This window comes from Marinobacter sp. SS21 (assembly GCF_028369065.1).
Lineage (GTDB): Bacteria > Pseudomonadota > Gammaproteobacteria > Pseudomonadales > Oleiphilaceae > Marinobacter.
The window spans coordinates 1-17,216 of sequence record NZ_JAQNDA010000018.1 but is presented as its reverse complement, the minus strand read 5'-3'; the positions used below and the strand labels follow the sequence as shown (position 1 = coordinate 17,216).

Genomic DNA, 17,216 nt, shown 5'->3' with positions numbered 1-17,216 from the left:
CTTACCCCGATACAAATGATGACAAGCAGTAACACCGAACCGCTTTTATAGGTGCACGTACAAATCAACAATAAGTTAAGGCGCCACTGATTAACTCCGAATCGCCTCTGCGTACTCTGCGGGGCCTTCAGAGCCATCCACACTCGGCGTTGCGCCTTTTGCAAGGTCTGGACGTTCTAGACTTTACTGCAACATCGCGCCTGGATTGTGAATGGCTCTGGGTGCCAGAGGTGATTCGGATTTAGACAGGGGCTCCTAAGCACTCAGATTCTGATCTTACCGTACAAAGGATGTTGTTATGTATGAAAATGGGGATCTGATACTCAGTTACCTTGAGCGCCTTGGGGTCGAGTATATTTTCGGGGTTCCCGGCGGCAGCATTGAACCCTTGTTTAACGCCCTGGCTCGCAGCGAAAGAAGGGGCGGCATCCGCCCGATCATCGCCAGGCATGAAACCGGCGCCGCGTTCATGGCAGAAGGCTATGCCCGTGAAACCGGCAAACTCGGAGTATGTTGCTCCACGTCCGGTCCCGGCGCAACCAACATGCTGACTGGGGTGGCATCGGCCTATACCGATGGCATACCGATGCTGGTTATTACCGCCCAAACCTCACTGGAAAAATTCGGCCAGGGATCCTTTCAGGAAACCTCATGCACCGGCATCAATACCGTTGAGATGTTTTCCCGCTGTACCCGCTACAACACTTTGGTTTCCCACTCTGCCCAGCTCGAACCTAAATTGCTTCAGGCCATCAGCCATACCCTGAGCAATCAACCGGGTCCCGCACACCTCAGCATCCCGCTTGATGTTATGCGCCAACCGGTCGATAACGCAGCGGGTAAAGGTAATTTGCGAGCCTTTATCAACCATGACGTGGCACCAAGCCAGGAAGCCCTGCAACTGATCCTTAATGAATTGGCGATAGTAGCCAAAGTCACGGTTGTGCTGGGAGAGGGTGCTGCCGGCGCTATCAACGAACTCCTGGCTTTGGTGGAGGCCAGAGGGTGGCAGTTGGTCACCACACCAAGAGGAAAGGGATTGGTGGACAGCAGCCACCCGGCCCATCGTGGCGTATTCGGGTTTGCCGGACACAGTAGCGCTGTGGAAGCTCTGAAGCCTGAAAATGCGGAGCGGGTACTGGTCATCGGCACCGCCCTGGATGAAGTATCCACTTGCGGCTGGGACCCCAGCACCATCCTTTCAGATCGGATGATTCACTTGTCCGACAATCCTGAGCATTTAAGCCGCTCAACGGTTGCCCGCCTGGTGGTACTCGGTTCACCGCGCCTGATGCTTAAGCCCTTTGCCAAGATGCTCGCTAATGATCCGAAACGGCGAAGACCGGCACCCAGAACGGAAAACGAGCCGCCATCCCAGAACATAACAATTGATAATCCAAATAAATGCCTCGTAACAAAAGGAACCATCAAGCCCCAGGCCCTGATGACTCGCATGAGCGAGGTATGTCCTCAGGATACCCGGGTTTTGATGGATACGGGGAATAGTTTCCTATGGGGCATTCACTATTGGAACATCAAGAAACCCGCTGAGTTGGCCCCCGCGAAGAGCCTGTTTCATATCGGTATCAGCTTCGCTTCGATGGGGTGGGCAATTGGTGCCAGCGTAGGTGTTGCAGCTGCTGTAAAAAGCAAACCAGTGGTTTGTTTTACCGGGGATGGCAGTTACCTGATGTCGGGTCAGGAGATCACCACGGCCTTGCAAGAAAATCTCAATGTGCTGCTTGTGGTACTTAATGATTCCGCCTTGGGTATGGTTCGACACGGCCAGGGACTCAGTGGCGGCGAATTGATCGGCAACGCACTGCCCAAAGTCAATTTTGCGGACATGGCCAAGGCCATGAGCGTCAAGTCGCGCCGCCTGGAAACCATGGAGGAGTTACTGGCCCTCGATATTCCGGCCATCCTGGCTGAACCGGGCCCATATCTATTGGACGTCGTGGTCGATGGCGACGAAATTCCGCCCATGGGCTCACGAATGAAAGTACTGACCGGCGCGGTGTAAGTGTCTGAGCGGATAGGTCTGAATCCAGGCGATGAAAGGGACGACGCAATCATGACTTCCAAATACGTATACCACTCTAACTTCTGGTTCGAAGAATCCGAAGAGTCCAACCCATTCGCCGCAAGGGCTTGCTATTGCAGCGGCTACGACGTTTACGGCCAGGTCGTGCCAAAAGCAGGTTGGTTTGAGTATCTGCTACTTCTGTTCAAGGGCGAACGATCATCGCCGGCAATGTCGGTGCTGCTGGAAAAGCTCGCTATGAGCCTGGCAAATCCGGGACCGCGGGAGGCCAGTGTCCGGGCTGCAATGAACGGCGGTGTTGCAGGCACTAATCCAGGGTCTGCGTTGATGGCGGCGTTGGCCGTCGGCTCGGGCCAATACGGCGGCGCACGGGAAGTGGCCGTGGCCATGGAGCTGTGGCAACAATGTGGCCGGGACCTTACCACATGGCAGCAGCGACTTCGGAAACCGGAGCAGGATGAACGCGCTGACATTTGGGCACCTATGGAGCACGCCCCAGGCTTTGATCCCAACGGCGACCATACGCCTACACCAGTGCTGAGCACCCTTGAGCTACTGACCAGCTTGGCACCTGAGCAGGGTGCGCTGGCCTGGCTGAGCCAGCAACGGGAAGAACTGGAACACAGCGTGGGCTATCCACTGGCGATGAGCGGTGTTGCCGGTGCGGCATTCGTTGATCTTGGCCTTAACCCGGAGCAGGGTAGCATGCTCTTTCTCATCCTTCGTCTACCAGGTGCCGCGGTCCATGCTCTAGAGCAGCAGCAGATGGGCTGGAAGAAGTTCCCGTTCTATGGCGACGCCATCGAATTGGCCAACGACCCAGGCGCCAATGTCAGCATGGCAAACGAAGGAGCCGACTCATGAGCCACCGCCGCTTACTGGACACCGAGTCCCATTGGTTAACCAACCGCGGGAAGGCCTTTCTCACCGAACGAGTGGTTATGCATGGCAGGGATTTGCATAAGCAGCTAGGAAATTACGAATGGCTGCATCTGTACCTGTTCAGCATCCTTGGGCGGGACCCTGGTGAACAAGTGTACCGGCTGCTGAACTACTACTATGTCGCCACCAGCTTTCCAGACCCCTCGATATGGCCGAACCACGTGACGGCACTGGCGGGCAGCGTACGAACTACGCCGTCCCTGGCCTTAATGGCGGGGCTTAGCATTTCCGAAGCTTCCATCTACGGACGCCGCCCGGAAGTGCGCGCACTGGACTTCTTCTACCGGGCCGGTCGCTGGTGTGACGAGGGTAAATCATTGACCGAATTTGTTGAATTGGAGAAATCCCAGGGCAGGATAATCTACGGCTACGGGCGCCCCCTGGCCAGTGCGGATGAGCGCATCTCCCACACACTGGAAAAGGCCAAAGAATGGGGTTTTTCTGACGGCCGTTTTCTGAACATGGCCCTGGACGTCTACGAGTACCTGAGGACCACCTATGGTTACTCCATGAACATTGCCGCCATTGATGCAGCTTTGGCGGCCGACGTTGGCCTGAACGCTGAAGAATATCAATTGTTCATGACGCCCATTTTCCTGGCCGGCATGACCCCTTGTTTCCTGGATGCGGCCGAGAAGCCGGAAGGGGCCTTCTTCCCCATGCGCTGCACCAGCATCTGCTACGGAGGGCCGGCTAAGCGGGAGTGGTCTGATAATAAGGAAGAAACGCCAAGCTAGAAGGCGTATTTAACCTCTCCAACCAGGTTGCGTCCGGCCATCGGGAAGTCACCCGGTACGGACGGAACCGGAGCTGCAAAGGGACTGGGGTCCCGCACATCCTGGTCGAACAGATTGCGAATTGCCAGAGACAACCCCAAGCCTGGCATGCGGGTATCGTTCGTACGCAAGGTAAGATCAACCGTGGTGTAATCGTCTACCGGGTCTCGTGCATCCATCGCCCCCCGATCTTGCTCCCCCACCCAATTCACCTGTGTGGTCAACTGTAGCTTGGGCGTTAATTGCCACTCGGTACGCACGTAGGCCTGGTGGTTGGGGGCTTCACCCATCGATTCACCGGTACGGTCGTCTTCCGCATCCTGATAGGCGTAATTCGCAACAAGCGTTAACACATCCAGCGGTTGGTAGCTCAGTTCAAACTCCCCCCCATGGCCTGTGCGCTCACCGGAATTCCGGTGCTCGGTGGCGACCGCGCCCGGGATGGCCTCCTGGGTGATCAAATCTTCAATTTCATAGTGAAACAGGTTGAATCCATAAAACAAATCGGACGTCACCTGGTGCGCAAATGCCAGTTCAACGGTATCGATGGTTTCAGGATCAAGATCGGGATTACCCTGAACCACGGGGTTGTTGGCAACGTGAAGCTCATTCAACGACGGCGCACGAAACGCACGTCCGTACAGCAACTTGGTGGTGATCGAGTCAGTCGTTGCCCAGATGAGGGCGGCACGAGGATTGATGGTCTGACCAAAATCCGAGTAATGGTCGTAACGAACACCGCTAACCAATTGCCAGTTTTGGGCGAACTGCCATTCATCCTGCAAGAAGGCATAATAACTGGTGCGATCTTCTTCCGGCATCCATACCTGATCGGGGTCGTCGGAGACATCGACGACAGCCCCCTTGGGTGAAAAATCCGGATTAAAATTCTTGCTCTCCGTTACCTCGTACAGATCCGCCCACAAACCCCCAATGCCGGCGTGCAGACGATGATCGTCAAAACCCCGGTACACCGAACTAAGATCAAAACGTGCCTGGTGTTCCTTGTAGCCCGGGCTGCCAATAAAGCCATCCGGAAACAGCCCGCCAAAGGCACCAGCAGGGAAAAGTATGATGTCGTTCTCCGGCTCCTGGGTAATATTGAAGTAACTGACCCGGGCCTCGGCATCAAAACCTTCGACAAGTTCTTTCCAATTGTAGGTATAGTCGACATTAATCCGCTGGGAACCAAACTGTCCCTCGGGGTCCAGAGCCTGGGCGACGCCAGGTCCGGTGCCCAAATTCTTACGGTCCTGCAGCCCCGCACGGAGGCGCCAGTTGTCGGTGCCCACGTCTAGCCGCGCATCCAGCTGGTCCATGGCGGTGTTGACCGGTCCCGGCGCCAGCGAGGCTGACGTTCCGAATGCGGTATCGAAATTGGTTTGGGCATCGTGGTCGATGGTTTCACGCCATCCGTCGGTGCTCTGGTATTCCAGAATCAGGCTGACGCCCAGGTCGTCGTATTGGTTGCCTGCTTCGAGCCAGCCGCCGCGGGAGTTAAAGCTACCGATTCGACCACCGATAACTCCGCCCTGGGTATCACGCCAATCCTTTGTGATGATGTTAATGACCCCCGCGTAGGCATCGGCCCCATAAAGCGCTGACCCAGGCCCCCGGATAACCTCAATCCGCTTGATGGCCTTAACCGGCATGCCTCCCCAGGCATTCCCCCGATTTCCAAACATCATGGTGGTAACCGGAATGCCGTTAACGAGCAGCAAGGCCTGAGGGTTAAAGCTGGAGGTAATGCCCCGAAAGATGTATTTGGACGAAAACACCTGATCGGAATGCGTGACGTGGAGGCCAGGCACCGTTTCCAGAACCTGGTCAAGGTCTGTCGCTCCCATCGCGGCAATCTCATCCGCGTTGATGACCGACGTGATCGCCGCCGCCTTATCAAGCGGTGTCGCCGTCCCGGAGGCGATGGACACCACCCGGATCTGGCCCAGCTCTTCCAGTGAAATATCCCAGAGATGGTCGTCGCTGCCCTGAGCCTGGGCGGAGTAAGGCAGCAGCGCCCAACCCAATACCAGACCAGCGGAGGTAATGCGCTTGGTTGCAGAACGGAGAGTGCACTGAGTGCCTGGCAGCATAATGTAGCGCCCCATTTCCATTAACTAGGGATTTCAATGAATTGGAGTTAGTTTCTAACACTAAAGGCAAGCTTTGGCCAGAGCCAACAGAAAAATTGGTGATAAGCCGAGCAATCATCTGCCTGATTTCCAAAAACTCCTTGTTGATCCGAAGTCTAGACTCTGCTGAGTAATGTGCAAGGTGCCGTAGGGACAGAAAAAATATCGACCTTTCGGGCAGGTAGCACACGCTCTGCTAGTTTTAAGGGGCCTCTGATTTCCGAACAACCGATTGTAAAGAGCGAGATCACCCCAGGAGAACGAATCACATGACCATAAATATTGTTGCAATCTGTGGCAGCGTACGGCCGGGAAACTACACCAATATGGCGCTGGAGCTTGCGGTTTCTGAACTCCGCTCGGTCCCAAATGTGAAGGTAACAACCATTCAGCTGGCACCACTGGATCTGCCACTACCCGGTTTGCCGGCAAAGCAACCTGATGCCATCGCGCAGTTTCAACTCCAGGTTAAAGAGGCTACGGGTGTCTTACTGGCTTCCCCTGAATACCATGGCGGCATCAGCAGCCCGATGAAGCTCGCCATCGATAACCTGGGATTTCCCAGCATGCTGGCCGGTAAGCCTGTGTCAATTCTCGGGGTCGCTGCCGGCACCATTGGCGCGGTCAAATCCACGGAGCAGCTTCGCGCCATCTGCGCCCACGTTGGCGCCGTTCCACTCCCTCTCGCTGTATCCATCGCCCATGTCCAGCAAGTGTTTGATGAGAGCGGCCGTTGCACGGATCCAGCGGCGGAAAAGAACATTCGTAGAGCCGCCACCAGCCTGATGGATTACATCAATAACGCGGTCTGCCCGAAGATCAGCCTGGAAGCCATCATGCGGGAGCAGGGCGATGACTGAAGGCCAAACCTGGCGGGCCCTATTCCACCATTAAAATGACGTTATCTTTTAACGTATTTCTGGTTTCCGGTCTCAAATGATGCAAACTTCAAGGGGTTAGCTAAATAGGAGTGAAACATGGAGATTAGTCGAATGAAGCGTAGCGCAACCAACAAACGGACATTGATGTTATTGGGCCTGGCAGTGGCGGCCGGGTTGACCAGCCTGGGGGCACAGGCAGGAGATATGTACAAATCTGGCGTTGGTGGTGCCTATGCCGGTCTTAACTATTCGTTCATGAACATTGACCTGGACGGACTCGATGACGCTGATGTAGGTACCTTGTCTGCCAAGGTCGGCGTGTTGGCCACACCGTATTTGGGCGTTGAAGCACGCGGTGGTTTTGGCGTTGACGACGACCGGATCGACGGCGCCGAACTCTCCATGGACAATTTCTTTGGCGGCTACGCTACGCTGAACCTGGCCAACGAGTCACCCGCTACGCCATACGCCATCATCGGCTTTACCAGGATCGAGTTGGAACTGGACACCGTGTTCGGAACATTCAAGGACGACGAATCTGATCTGTCCTATGGCCTGGGAGTTAACCTGGAGATGTCCAAAGAACTGTCAGGCAATCTCGAGTATATGAGGTACTTTGACAAGGACGACGATACCATCGATGGTCTCAGCGTCGGCCTGACTTTCATGTTCTGACAACCTCAACCTGTTTAAACAGCCGGGGGCTGGCGCTGAATCGCAAGCCCCCGGTACAAACACCGCAACTGACATCAATCGCACTGTCACGACCTTGAGTGTTAAACTGACCCGAGCCCTTGTGCTACCGAACGCGCTTTCCTTCTATTCCTATTCCGCTTCAAGAGACGCCCGCTCATGGCATTAATCGGCGATAACGACACACTCAGGCAACGAATTAAATTTTGGTGGCTGATTCCAATAATCGTCGTTATCGGACTCTATATTGCGCCCGCGTTGCAGACCACAAAAGACGTCACCGTTTTTCTGGATGGATGCGTCACCGAGGCCTGCGAGCTCAAGGGCGATTTAACCATTGATTTGTTCAGCGGCGAATACACCTTGCGCAAAGCGGATGGCACTGAGATCTCCTTCACGAAAGATCGGGTGACCTTCCTGCACATACCCGATTAACGGCCTGCTCGTAAGGCCCATTTAAACCTCTGGGTCCCTTCAGCTGCCCGGTGTAGCAAAGATTGCCCGCGCCTCTTCAAAGCACTTTTCCGCCAGAGCGGATCTTGGTTCCGCCCGACGCATCAACAGCCCGATCGGCGCGGTGGTCTTTGCGTTGGCAACAGGTAGAATCCGCAGGTAATCGCTCAATGACTCAACCCCGCTGTGTAGAGGCATGATGGCGCAGCAGATTCCGGCTCCCACCGCTTGCACCAATTGAAAAGTGGAGTCACTTTCAACAATGGGGCGGGGGTCCAACCCTCTGCTACTGAAGCTCAGCGCGATCGAGTGGCGGTAGTGCATGCCCTGTGTCAGAAGACCCAGCGGTACATGGCTAACATCTTCCCAGGTTAACTCCGCTTTATCGAACTGAAAGTGTCGGGTGTCGTAGAGCAGACCCATGGTGGTAGCGCCCAGCTCAATCCAATCGAACTGATCGGGTTCGACTTGCTCGAGATAGCACAGCCCTAGATCGATCTTGTTACGGCTCATGCCGTCAAGAATCTGTTCCGAACTCATCGAAGTCAGCTGAAAACATAACTCGGGGTGTTGGCGCGACAGGGGCGCCACCAACGCCATCGGATTGAGACTGGACAGTGGCACGGTTCCAAGCCGCAGGCTGCCGACCAGTTGTCCCCGGCAGCTTGCCGCCTCCGATTGCAGTCCGTCATAGGCTGCCATGAGCGTTCGGGCCCAGGCCAATACTCGCTCGCCGGCTTCGGTAAAACCCTCGAACCGCTGGCCGCGGGCCACCAAAACAAGGTCCAGCTCGTCTTCCAGGTTGCGAAGTCTCATGGACAGCGTTGGCTGAGTCACATGACAAAGCTCTGCGGCTTTTCCAAAATGGCGCGTCTGGTCCAGGGCAATGAGAAATTTGAGTTGTTTGATGTCCATGGGAACGAGCAACTGCGTTGGTTGAGTTTAGACGGGTCATCGAACTGGTAAGCGTTAGCCAACAAAGAACCAATCCGCTCCCTCGGGAGCCTCTGATTAACTCCGAATCACCTCTGCGCGATCTGAAGGCTGTAGATGCAAGACGCGGTTCGCAGCCAATGGCCCTGTTTTGATAAAGAACTTGGCCTTGGCAAGAGCCGCAACGCCGCAGGTGCAGCCTTCAGAACGCGCCCTGCGGGGCGTTCAGAGCCATCCACACTCGGCGTTGCGCCTTTTTGCAAGGTCCAGACATTACTGCAAAGTCGCGCCTTGATTGTGAATGGCTCTGAATGCCAGAGGTGATCCGGAGTTAATCAGAGACTCCCTAGTTATTCAACGCCGATCTCTGATTGACGTCAAATCGATGCTTCTGAACGCGTGATCATTCCACTCTATCGCCCGAAACGGCAGGAATTTCTTCGGTGGTCATAGACAGAACTGATCGATCGTTTCTAATTTTCGATTGGCCGCAACTTGCCATGATGATTATATTTTTACTGGCCCCTTTGGGAGATCGTGCCAGCAAACGTGAAGTCATCAAATCGAATAGCCGCCGGGAGTCCGCTGTGAGCGATAATGAACCGATAAAGCCTTACGACAAACCGGCTGGGGGTTGGGGCGCCCTCAAAAGCGTCACCAAAAGCTGGTTGGAAAGCGGCAATGCGGTCAATAATATCCGGGCGATGCTCAAAACCAACCAGAACAAAGGGTTCGACTGTCCAGGATGCGCATGGGGAGACGCCCCCGAGAAAGGGTTGGTGAAGTTCTGCGAAAATGGCGCAAAGGCGGTGAACTGGGAAGCCTCTGGTAGGCTGGTGGATCCTGGTTTTTTTGCAAAGTACAGCGTATCAGAGCTTTCCCATCAGACCGACTACTGGCTTGAATATCAAGGCCGACTTACCCATCCCATGCGATACAACGCAGCCACGGATCATTATGTCGAAACCACCTGGGAGGAGGCGTTTGCCCTGATCAGCCACCACCTGCAAGCCCTCGATTCACCCGACCAGGCGGAATTCTACACTTCGGGCCGAGCTAGTAATGAGGCGGCTTTCCTGTACCAGTTGTTCGTCCGAGCGTTTGGTACCAATAACTTTCCCGACTGTTCCAACATGTGCCATGAAGCCAGCGGTGTGGGGATGAAGGAAAGCCTTGGGGTCGGTAAGGGCACCGTGGTGTTTGAGGATCTGGCCAAGGCCGATGCGATTTTTGTGATTGGACAGAATCCGGGAACCAATCACCCGCGAATGCTTGAGCCTTTGCGTGAGGCCGTGCAGCGTGGAGCCCAAGTGGTCTGCATCAACCCGTTAAAGGAAAGAGGGTTGGAGCGTTTCCAGCACCCACAGCATCCGTTCGAAATGCTGAAAAATGGCTCGGAGCCCACCAATACCGCCTACTTCCGGCCTGCGCTGGGTGGTGATATGGCCGTTATGCGGGGTATCGCCAAGTTTCTCTTAGCCTGGGAGCGTGACGCGCGAGAGCAGGGGCTGCCACCGGTTTTCGATCACGCATTTATTGACGAGCACACCTCTGGGCTCGATGAGTACCTCGATGTCGTCGATGCAACAAGCTGGGATCATATTGTTGAGCAATCCGGATTGAGCCTTGACGATCTGGAGTTGGCCGCGCGAATGTATCGGCGAGCAGAACGGGTAATCATGTACTGGGCGATGGGAGTGACACAGCATCGCCATTCGGTCGCGACCGTCCAGGAAATCGTCAACCTTCAGTTGTTACGGGGCAATATTGGAAAGCCCGGAGCCGGCGTGTCTCCGGTACGAGGTCACAGCAACGTTCAGGGCGACCGCACCATGGGCATTGATGAGCGGCCTCCAAGTCGGTTACTGGACGCACTGGAACAACGGTTCAAATTCAACGTGCCCCGTCTTCACGGCCACAATACGGTGATGGCGATCAAGGCAATGGAGCAGCAGCGTGCTAAGGTTTTCATCGCGCTGGGGGGTAACTTTGCTCAAGCGACACCGGACAGTCACCGCACCCACCAGGCACTGCGTAACTGCAATCTAACGGTCAATATCTCAACCAAACTCAACCGGTCTCACCTGGTCACCGGACGGGATTCGCTGATCCTGCCGTGTTTGGGGCGCACCGAGATCGACATGCAGGCCGAAGGTCCGCAGGGGGTGACGGTGGAAGACACCTTCAGCATGGTTCATATCTCCTACGGGCAGCTAACGCCAAGTTCCCCCCAATTGCGATCGGAACCAGCCATCGTCGCCGGCATGGCCAAGGCCACACTGGGTAACCATCCAATCGATTGGGAAAGCGTTACGGACGATTACAGCCGCATTCGGGAGATGATTGCGGATACGATCCCCGGTTTTGAAAATTTCAACGAAAAGCTGAAGCTTCCCGGTGGCTTCCACCTGGGTAATACCGCCGCCGAGCGAATCTGGCAAACCGGTATTGGCAAGGCCCGCTTTATGCCGAGCGTCCTTCCCAAGGAACTGATTAACAACGAAGTGCTGATACAAGGCAGCAGACCCGACCTGATCCTTCAGACCCTGCGCTCGCACGACCAATACAACACTACGTTGTACGGCTTGGATGATCGGTATCGTGGCGTGTTTGGCCTGCGCGACGTCATCTTTGTGAACGAAAAGGATGTTCGTCGACTGGGCTTCGAGCCCGGTGACAGGGTCGATCTGGTGTCACTTTGGAGCGATGGACGCGAACGGAGGGTGTCCAACTTCATGCTGGTCGCCTACGATTTGCCGCCAGGACAGGCCGCGGCCTATTACCCGGAAACCAACCCCTTGGTACCGCTTGATAGCTATGGCGATCGAACCTTCACGCCAACCTCCAAGTTCATCGCTATCAAACTCGAAACGGCCGCCCCAACGAACCGGATAGCAGCCTCGCCGGTCTAGCGAATGCACGGACTCTGCTCGCCTTGCCGTATTCAGTGTCTGCGAGTGCTGTTGCGGATTACAGGATCGGGGCAGGGCTGTATAACCTGGGGGCACTATGGTGCGGAATGTGAATCAGATTCAGGTTGAGCCGACGGGCCCATTGAACGGTCAGGGCCGTTGGCGCGGATAAACTCACAAGGGTGCCGAACCGCGCTCGAACCGCCTTTTGAATAAGCTCCAAGCTGCAACGGCTGGTGACAACGGCGAAGCCCGCCCGAGGATCCGTCGCCGATCTGCTCATCGCACCGATCAGCTTATCCAACGCATTGTGGCGGCCGATATCCTCACGGCAAAGACTGATATCTCCGTTCGCAGCAACGTAGAGTGCCGCGTGCAATGCCCCGCTGGGGCGGGCGGCATGCTGGACTGTCGATATTTTATGTCGCAGGTCTTTAAACGATGCGGCGTTTGGGATTGGGGCAGGTGAGAGGGCTGTTAGCTGAGGCAATGCCTGTTCGATAGCCTCAACACCGCAGATACCGCAACCGCTGGTTCCGGCCAGTTGTCTTCGGGACCGCTTCAACGCCCAGAGAGCGCGGTTGGAAATCTCCACGTCTGCTTGAAAGGACTCACCTGAACCGGATATCCGAATGTCGTATAGCTCGTCCACTGAACCGACGAAGCCATTGCTCAAACTGAACCCTCTGACAAAATCCTCCAAATGCTCGGGGGACATCATCATGACTGCCTGGTTAATGCCGTTGTAACTAATCGCGAGCGCCGCTTCGTGGGCAAGGTTGGAACTGCCCAAGGTCGGGCGGGAGTTTATTTCGCGATATTCAAATGAAACGGGAGCGGACGTAATCAGCTTTCTCCAGGAAACGGGTTCAACAAAAAGATACCGAACCGATTGGTTTTAAAGATTATTAATCACCTGATCTTGAAGGTCCAATTGAACTGGCTGATCGCCTGATCAACCGATCAAATCAGTTATTGTTTGAGAGCCTACGCATCATCACCGACCACCGCTGGCTTTCAGAACCACTCGAAATCTACGCGCGACCGCAACGCGGCAGCCTTTGAGCTAAGCTAAGAGTTGGGAACACCAGAGCAAACCATTTCTTATTGACAACATACCGGCATGGATAGACTCAGATTGGGAAGTACCGATCAACACATCGGCTAATGTGCAGGTGTCCGGATGAAAAATAACGCAAGATCACCTTGCACGAACGCTGGAAACCGACATTCTTTAGCAGCCGACCTCTGCCGTCTTTCAGTCATTCGATTGAGTCTTCATCTATTGATAACTACTTTGCTCGGTTTGCATCCAATACAGGCTTATGCCGAAGGCGATCCAGCGTTGCTGAATCTGAGTATCGGCGAAGTGGGGCTGGATCGTTCACTCGACAACGCTACTCGATACGGTCTCGAGTATCGTTTTCAGCCGATGAACTTCTATCAGCTGATTCCCACCGTGGGAAATGTCTGGGTGGATAACGGGGCGACTTTTACCTACTTTGAAATGCGCCGTGACTTCCCGGTGCGTGAGCATTGGTTGCTCACCCCGAGTTTTGGTCTGGGCGTCTTCCACGAAGGGCGGGGACTGAGGCTTGGACATTCCACAGAGTTCCGTTCCGGCGTCGAGCTGTCCTATCGCTTTCCAAATCGATATCGGTTAGGGCTGGCCATCTATCACTTATCCAATGGCGGCTTAAGCAAAGAGAACCCCGGCACCGAATCGGTGGTGTGTTCAGTGAGCATTCCGATGTGATTTGGTTCTGCACCATATGCTATTTAACATAATATACATTATGCGTAGTTATATAGGCGCGCCATTGCTCATACACACTCTGGCACACATATTTCATTTCCATGTAATCCTCCAGCCCATATCGAGAGCCCTCTCGACCGATTCCGCTGTACTTGATGCGGCCGGAAGGCGCATCTTCAGTGGAACTTACGCCTGTATTGATTCCAGCCATTCCGGCCTTACGTCACGGCGGTTTCAGCCACCACTGTCTGTAGAATTTCCATGTAGCGCTCCACGCCTTGGGCGCCGGTTACCAGATAGCGACGGTTGAAAAGCATCGCCGGGACACCGCTGATGCCTTGCTGCTGCCAGTACGCCTGCTGCTCCCGCACTGCTGAAGCGTAGGTTTCCTTCTGCAACACCTCGCGGGTTTCGAGGACGTCAAGGCCCAGCGATTCTGCGACTCGGCACAGAACGTCGACGTCGTTGAGATCGCGTCTTTCGGTAAAAAATGCTTCGAATAAGGCCAGGTTGGCTGTTTCACCTTTGCCTTGGCTCTCCGCCCAATGAATCAGCTGATGCGCGCGAAAAGTGTTAACCATTCTCATGTCATCGGCGTAGTTGAAGCGAAAGCCGAGCTCCGCGCCCAGGGTTGTCAGTCTTTCACGAGCCGCACGTGACTCTAACGGCGTGGTACCGTATTTTTTCGCCAGGTGTTCCCTGAGGTTTTCACCTTCGGCGGCCATGTGTGGGTTCAGCTCAAACGGCTGCCAGGTTACGTTGATCTGAATATCGCTGCGGCGGGCAGCCTCCGACAGCTGGTGATACCCGATCACACACCAGGGACAGACCACATCCGACACCAGATCGATGTCTATTTCTCGTACTTCCGACTGACTCGACATTTTAACTCTCTCCTTCCTATCGGCCCTGGGTCACCGTTTTGGCAAGGCGTCATCAATGTTGACGATTCGCCGGCCATAGAAGAAATGCCCATTGGATTCGAAGCCCGCAGGCAACTGGTCATCGTTACATTTCCTGAACATCAACTGGGAAACGATTTTCCACCCCATCGCATTGGTGTTATACAGCACCTCACCACAATGCTTGCAGAACACCCGGGTCATATTCTTGCTGGGGTGTTTGAACTCGATGCTCTCGCCCTTCCCCCGGGTGATCGCCAGCTGATCAGACTCCCAGGCCAGCACCGAGTGATAAGGTACCTGAAGCAGTTCCCGGCAATCCTCGCAATGGCAAAAACCGTGCACTCTTGGGTTTCCCGTGGCGGTGGCCTCGACGGCGCCACAATCACAATGAACCTTGAATTGATCGCTCATTTTCTACATTCTCAGTGTTTCGATGCGACGTTGCTAGCCTGAACCATGGCTGTCCAGGCTAGCCACAATGCTTCAGTCCTTTGCCTCGACGATGATCGCCGTCACCGAACTGTCACCAACGTTGGTCACCTGATGGGTCCAGGCCTCGTGCCACATGACGTGACCATCCGGAACCTCTACCTCCACCGCATCGCCGGTAGGATCAGCAATGGCTAATGTGCCGCCCTCCTGGAAATAGACGGTTTCGTTATGATGTCGATGAACGACGTCGGCTTCCCCTGGCTCCAGCACCATCTTAAGGACGAGCACTTGCTCGTTCTCAAGGAGTACTTGGTACTGGTCTGGCGACGCAATGTGCGCAAGCGCGTATTCTTCGCTCCTGGCCTGCCCAGCAGCACTCATCACCAGCGCCACCACTATCACGGATGATTTCATTAAGTTCATATCGACCTCCGGTTGACCTCAGATGACAGCCTCGAGGTGAGCCCCGAAACGTACGAAATCATTCTCGACATCGGCATTTTTCATTACGTCATAACAAGCAAACGTTTGCAGCGCTTCCATGCCAAAGAAGCGGAAATTCATGTGCATGGGGAGCAACAGGTCGTCCACACTCTTGCCCTGGAACAGGTATTCGTTTTCATCGTTGAAGGATTCTTCAGGCGCATTAAACGTCACCGAGAGCAGGTATTTCTTGCCGGTGAGGGTGCCACCTGCCCCGTAATTCTCCTTTGGCGCCTCGGCAGTTCGGCCGTCCCCATGACAAAGCGCGCCTCCCATGCCTGCGGTATACACTTCGTCCATGTACTTCTTGAAAGTCCAGGGAACCCCCATCCAGTTAATGGGTGATTGCAGAACGATCACGTCGGCCCATCGGTGATTTTCAAGTTCTTTCTCGACATCCCAACCGGCATCAGTTTCAACAACCCGGGTTTCATGGCCCTTGGCTGTCAGCAGTTCGTCGGCCATCTGGGTCAGGGCACCGTTGAGACGCCCTTCTGAAAACGGATATTTGTGGTGTGCGTTGATAATTAAAACGTTGCTCATGTCTCTGGATCTCCACAAAAGGATGGTTAACTGAAGTTTGCAGGTATAGTATGGTTACCTGGAATACGACATCAATTAGTATACTTTTAGTAACCTGGTGATCGAGATGAACAACAACTCCCCTGCCGTCGTAAAAACAGATGGTTACGGTCGAAAAAAAGTGATCAACGCCTGTGAGGAACCTTGTGCAATCGAGAAAGGCATGCGGTTAATTGGCGGGAAATGGACGGGGTCGATCATCTTTCATCTGAAGGATGGCCCCGTGCGCTTCAACGACTTAAACCGTATGCTGGGAGGCGCCAGCAAAAAAATGATTGATCAACGATTGAAGGAATTGGAAGCCCGGAACATGGTCATCCGGAAAGTCATTAGTGACCGACCGGTGGCGGTAACCTACGAGCTCACAGAGTTTGGCGCCAGTGCTCTTAAGTTTCTGGACGATCTCAGGGTTTGGTCGGAAACGCACAACATTGAATAGTATTCAGGCGGAAAAATCTAATCGGTGATGCCACTAAAACAGGGGGGAATTCCCAGGCGCTTCCGGAATGCCACCGGCATTACCCCGGTTGAGTATCTGCAGCAGGTCCGGATCGACAAAGCCAAGAAACTGCTGATCTCCAGCAGCATGGCCGTCAACTCGGTGGCTGTAGTGGCCTACGAAGTTGGCTACGAGAATGTGGGCTATTTCATCCGGCTGTTTAAGGGCGCAACAGGAAAAACCCCCGCCAAATGGAGAGGCTCGCACCGGTAGACCCAATTTCGCCAAGTGCAAGCATGTTCATAAGTGAAGGCAGATGCTATTACCCTAAGCAGCGCCAGAGCCCATCTGTTCCAGATAGTCAGAAGCTTCCTGACGCGTGAAAAACTGGCCAAAACGGACAAAGCCGGAAATGACAGAGGCTTTGATCTTCACCACCCGCCCGGTCAAATCCCGATGAGATACCCATTCGTCAGGTAAACCGTCGACCAGGTGGAACGGCGCGGGCCTGCCGTCACGGTATCGGGAAATTTCAACCTGCCCGGTAAAAGAGTCCTTGAATGCGGGGACGAAGCAGGCCTGCGCATTGTTTTCACTCACGCCCCCGGTTCCGGCGTATTGTTGATTCTCTTTCATTAATGACGGATTTCTCTGGGCGAACATTCTGCCCCCTCCTTCCAACTCTCAACGCGCAGTTCATAGCACTCAGGTTGTACAAAATGCGTTCAATTGCATATTCCGGCCCATCATGAACACTCATTCCGGACGAACGTAAACACCGATTCTGGTTCAACTTGAACAACCATTCTGGTCGAAGGTGAACACTTTTCAGGATTTTCCGGAATCGGTGTTC

Annotated in this window: 18 protein-coding genes and 1 pseudogene; 10 read left to right on the top strand and 9 right to left on the bottom strand. The window is 54.6% G+C overall.

The genetic code is table 11. The features are described 5' to 3' along the window. Positions 1–298 precede the first annotated feature (298 nt). From N6L25_RS17130 to N6L25_RS17120, 3 genes are read left to right on the top strand one after another with little or no spacing between them, the layout of a single operon-like run. On the top strand, positions 299–2,023 hold the full coding sequence (locus N6L25_RS17130; protein ID WP_271982878.1) for a thiamine pyrophosphate-binding protein: 1,725 nt from the start codon (positions 299–301) through the stop codon (positions 2,021–2,023). A gap of 51 nt (positions 2,024–2,074) precedes the next feature. Beyond that, positions 2,075–2,908, top strand: coding sequence for a citryl-CoA lyase (locus N6L25_RS17125; protein WP_271982875.1), 834 nt, complete (start codon positions 2,075–2,077; stop codon positions 2,906–2,908). Next, positions 2,905–3,723: a hypothetical protein gene (locus tag N6L25_RS17120; protein WP_271982872.1), complete on the top strand. Its 819-nt coding sequence runs from the start codon at positions 2,905–2,907 to the stop codon at positions 3,721–3,723. Before N6L25_RS17125 ends, N6L25_RS17120 begins: the two co-directional genes overlap by 4 nt. Here the strand turns inward: N6L25_RS17120 and N6L25_RS17115 are convergent. Beyond that, a complete protein-coding gene (locus tag N6L25_RS17115) occupies positions 3,720–5,855 on the bottom strand; it encodes a TonB-dependent receptor plug domain-containing protein (RefSeq protein ID WP_271982869.1) in 2,136 nt (711 codons plus the stop codon). The two genes, N6L25_RS17120 and N6L25_RS17115, sit on opposite strands and share 4 nt — an antisense overlap. Before the next feature lie 308 nt (positions 5,856–6,163). Between N6L25_RS17115 and N6L25_RS17110 the strand changes: the two genes are divergently transcribed. From N6L25_RS17110 to N6L25_RS17100, 3 genes are all read left to right on the top strand, one after another. Further along, complete coding sequence (locus N6L25_RS17110) at positions 6,164–6,754, top strand: NADPH-dependent FMN reductase (RefSeq protein WP_271982866.1); 591 nt, start codon at positions 6,164–6,166, stop codon at positions 6,752–6,754. A 117-nt stretch (positions 6,755–6,871) separates the two neighbouring features. After that, the gene (locus N6L25_RS17105) at positions 6,872–7,450 is read left to right on the top strand and encodes a porin family protein (RefSeq protein ID WP_271982863.1); all 579 of its coding nucleotides are present in this window, start codon (positions 6,872–6,874) and stop codon (positions 7,448–7,450) included. Between the two features lie 177 nt (positions 7,451–7,627). Continuing rightward, a complete protein-coding gene (locus N6L25_RS17100; RefSeq protein ID WP_271982861.1) occupies positions 7,628–7,903 on the top strand; it encodes a hypothetical protein in 276 nt (91 codons plus the stop codon). Between the two features lie 39 nt (positions 7,904–7,942). Here N6L25_RS17100 and N6L25_RS17095 read toward each other — a convergent pair whose 3' ends face one another. Then, positions 7,943–8,836 (bottom strand): LysR family transcriptional regulator, encoded by an 894-nt coding sequence (locus N6L25_RS17095; protein ID WP_271982858.1) that lies wholly within the window; start codon positions 8,834–8,836, stop codon positions 7,943–7,945. Between the two features lie 605 nt (positions 8,837–9,441). Between N6L25_RS17095 and N6L25_RS17090 the strand changes: the two genes are divergently transcribed. Continuing rightward, on the top strand, positions 9,442–11,766 hold the full coding sequence (locus tag N6L25_RS17090; RefSeq protein WP_271982855.1) for an FdhF/YdeP family oxidoreductase: 2,325 nt from the start codon (positions 9,442–9,444) through the stop codon (positions 11,764–11,766). A gap of 58 nt (positions 11,767–11,824) precedes the next feature. Here N6L25_RS17090 and fdhD read toward each other — a convergent pair whose 3' ends face one another. Continuing rightward, positions 11,825–12,616 carry a formate dehydrogenase accessory sulfurtransferase FdhD gene (gene fdhD, locus N6L25_RS17085; protein WP_271983000.1) on the bottom strand — a complete coding sequence of 264 codons (792 nt, stop codon included), beginning with the start codon at positions 12,614–12,616 and terminating at the stop codon, positions 11,825–11,827. Positions 12,617–12,949: 333 nt separating this feature from the next. Between fdhD and N6L25_RS17080 the strand changes: the two genes are divergently transcribed. After that, entirely contained in the window at positions 12,950–13,522 is a 573-nt protein-coding gene (locus tag N6L25_RS17080) for an acyloxyacyl hydrolase (RefSeq protein WP_271982852.1), read from the top strand. A 19-nt stretch (positions 13,523–13,541) separates the two neighbouring features. On the opposite strand, the pseudogene N6L25_RS17075 reads toward N6L25_RS17080, so the two are convergent. From N6L25_RS17075 to N6L25_RS17055, 5 genes and pseudogenes are all read right to left on the bottom strand, one after another. Then, positions 13,542–13,736: pseudogene (locus N6L25_RS17075) on the bottom strand (aldehyde dehydrogenase family protein); the annotation flags it as partial. 4 nt (positions 13,737–13,740) lie between these two features. Next, positions 13,741–14,406, bottom strand: coding sequence for a DsbA family oxidoreductase (locus N6L25_RS17070; protein WP_271982849.1), 666 nt, complete (start codon positions 14,404–14,406; stop codon positions 13,741–13,743). Positions 14,407–14,436: 30 nt separating this feature from the next. Next, positions 14,437–14,838 (bottom strand): GFA family protein, encoded by a 402-nt coding sequence (locus N6L25_RS17065; RefSeq protein WP_271982846.1) that lies wholly within the window; start codon positions 14,836–14,838, stop codon positions 14,437–14,439. 72 nt (positions 14,839–14,910) lie between these two features. After that, a complete protein-coding gene (locus N6L25_RS17060) occupies positions 14,911–15,282 on the bottom strand; it encodes a hypothetical protein (protein ID WP_271982844.1) in 372 nt (123 codons plus the stop codon). Between the two features lie 18 nt (positions 15,283–15,300). Further along, positions 15,301–15,885 carry an NAD(P)H-dependent oxidoreductase gene (locus tag N6L25_RS17055; RefSeq protein ID WP_271982841.1) on the bottom strand — a complete coding sequence of 195 codons (585 nt, stop codon included), beginning with the start codon at positions 15,883–15,885 and terminating at the stop codon, positions 15,301–15,303. Positions 15,886–15,991: 106 nt separating this feature from the next. Here N6L25_RS17055 and N6L25_RS17050 point away from each other — a divergent pair, with 106 nt between their 5' ends. Continuing rightward, positions 15,992–16,363 (top strand): winged helix-turn-helix transcriptional regulator, encoded by a 372-nt coding sequence (locus N6L25_RS17050; RefSeq protein WP_271982838.1) that lies wholly within the window; start codon positions 15,992–15,994, stop codon positions 16,361–16,363. A 27-nt stretch (positions 16,364–16,390) separates the two neighbouring features. Continuing rightward, positions 16,391–16,636, top strand: a complete 246-nt coding sequence (locus tag N6L25_RS17045; RefSeq protein WP_271982997.1) for a helix-turn-helix domain-containing protein — start codon at positions 16,391–16,393, stop codon at positions 16,634–16,636. A gap of 54 nt (positions 16,637–16,690) precedes the next feature. Here N6L25_RS17045 and N6L25_RS17040 read toward each other — a convergent pair whose 3' ends face one another. Further along, complete coding sequence (locus N6L25_RS17040; protein ID WP_271982835.1) at positions 16,691–17,026, bottom strand: hypothetical protein; 336 nt, start codon at positions 17,024–17,026, stop codon at positions 16,691–16,693. Positions 17,027–17,216 lie beyond the last annotated feature (190 nt).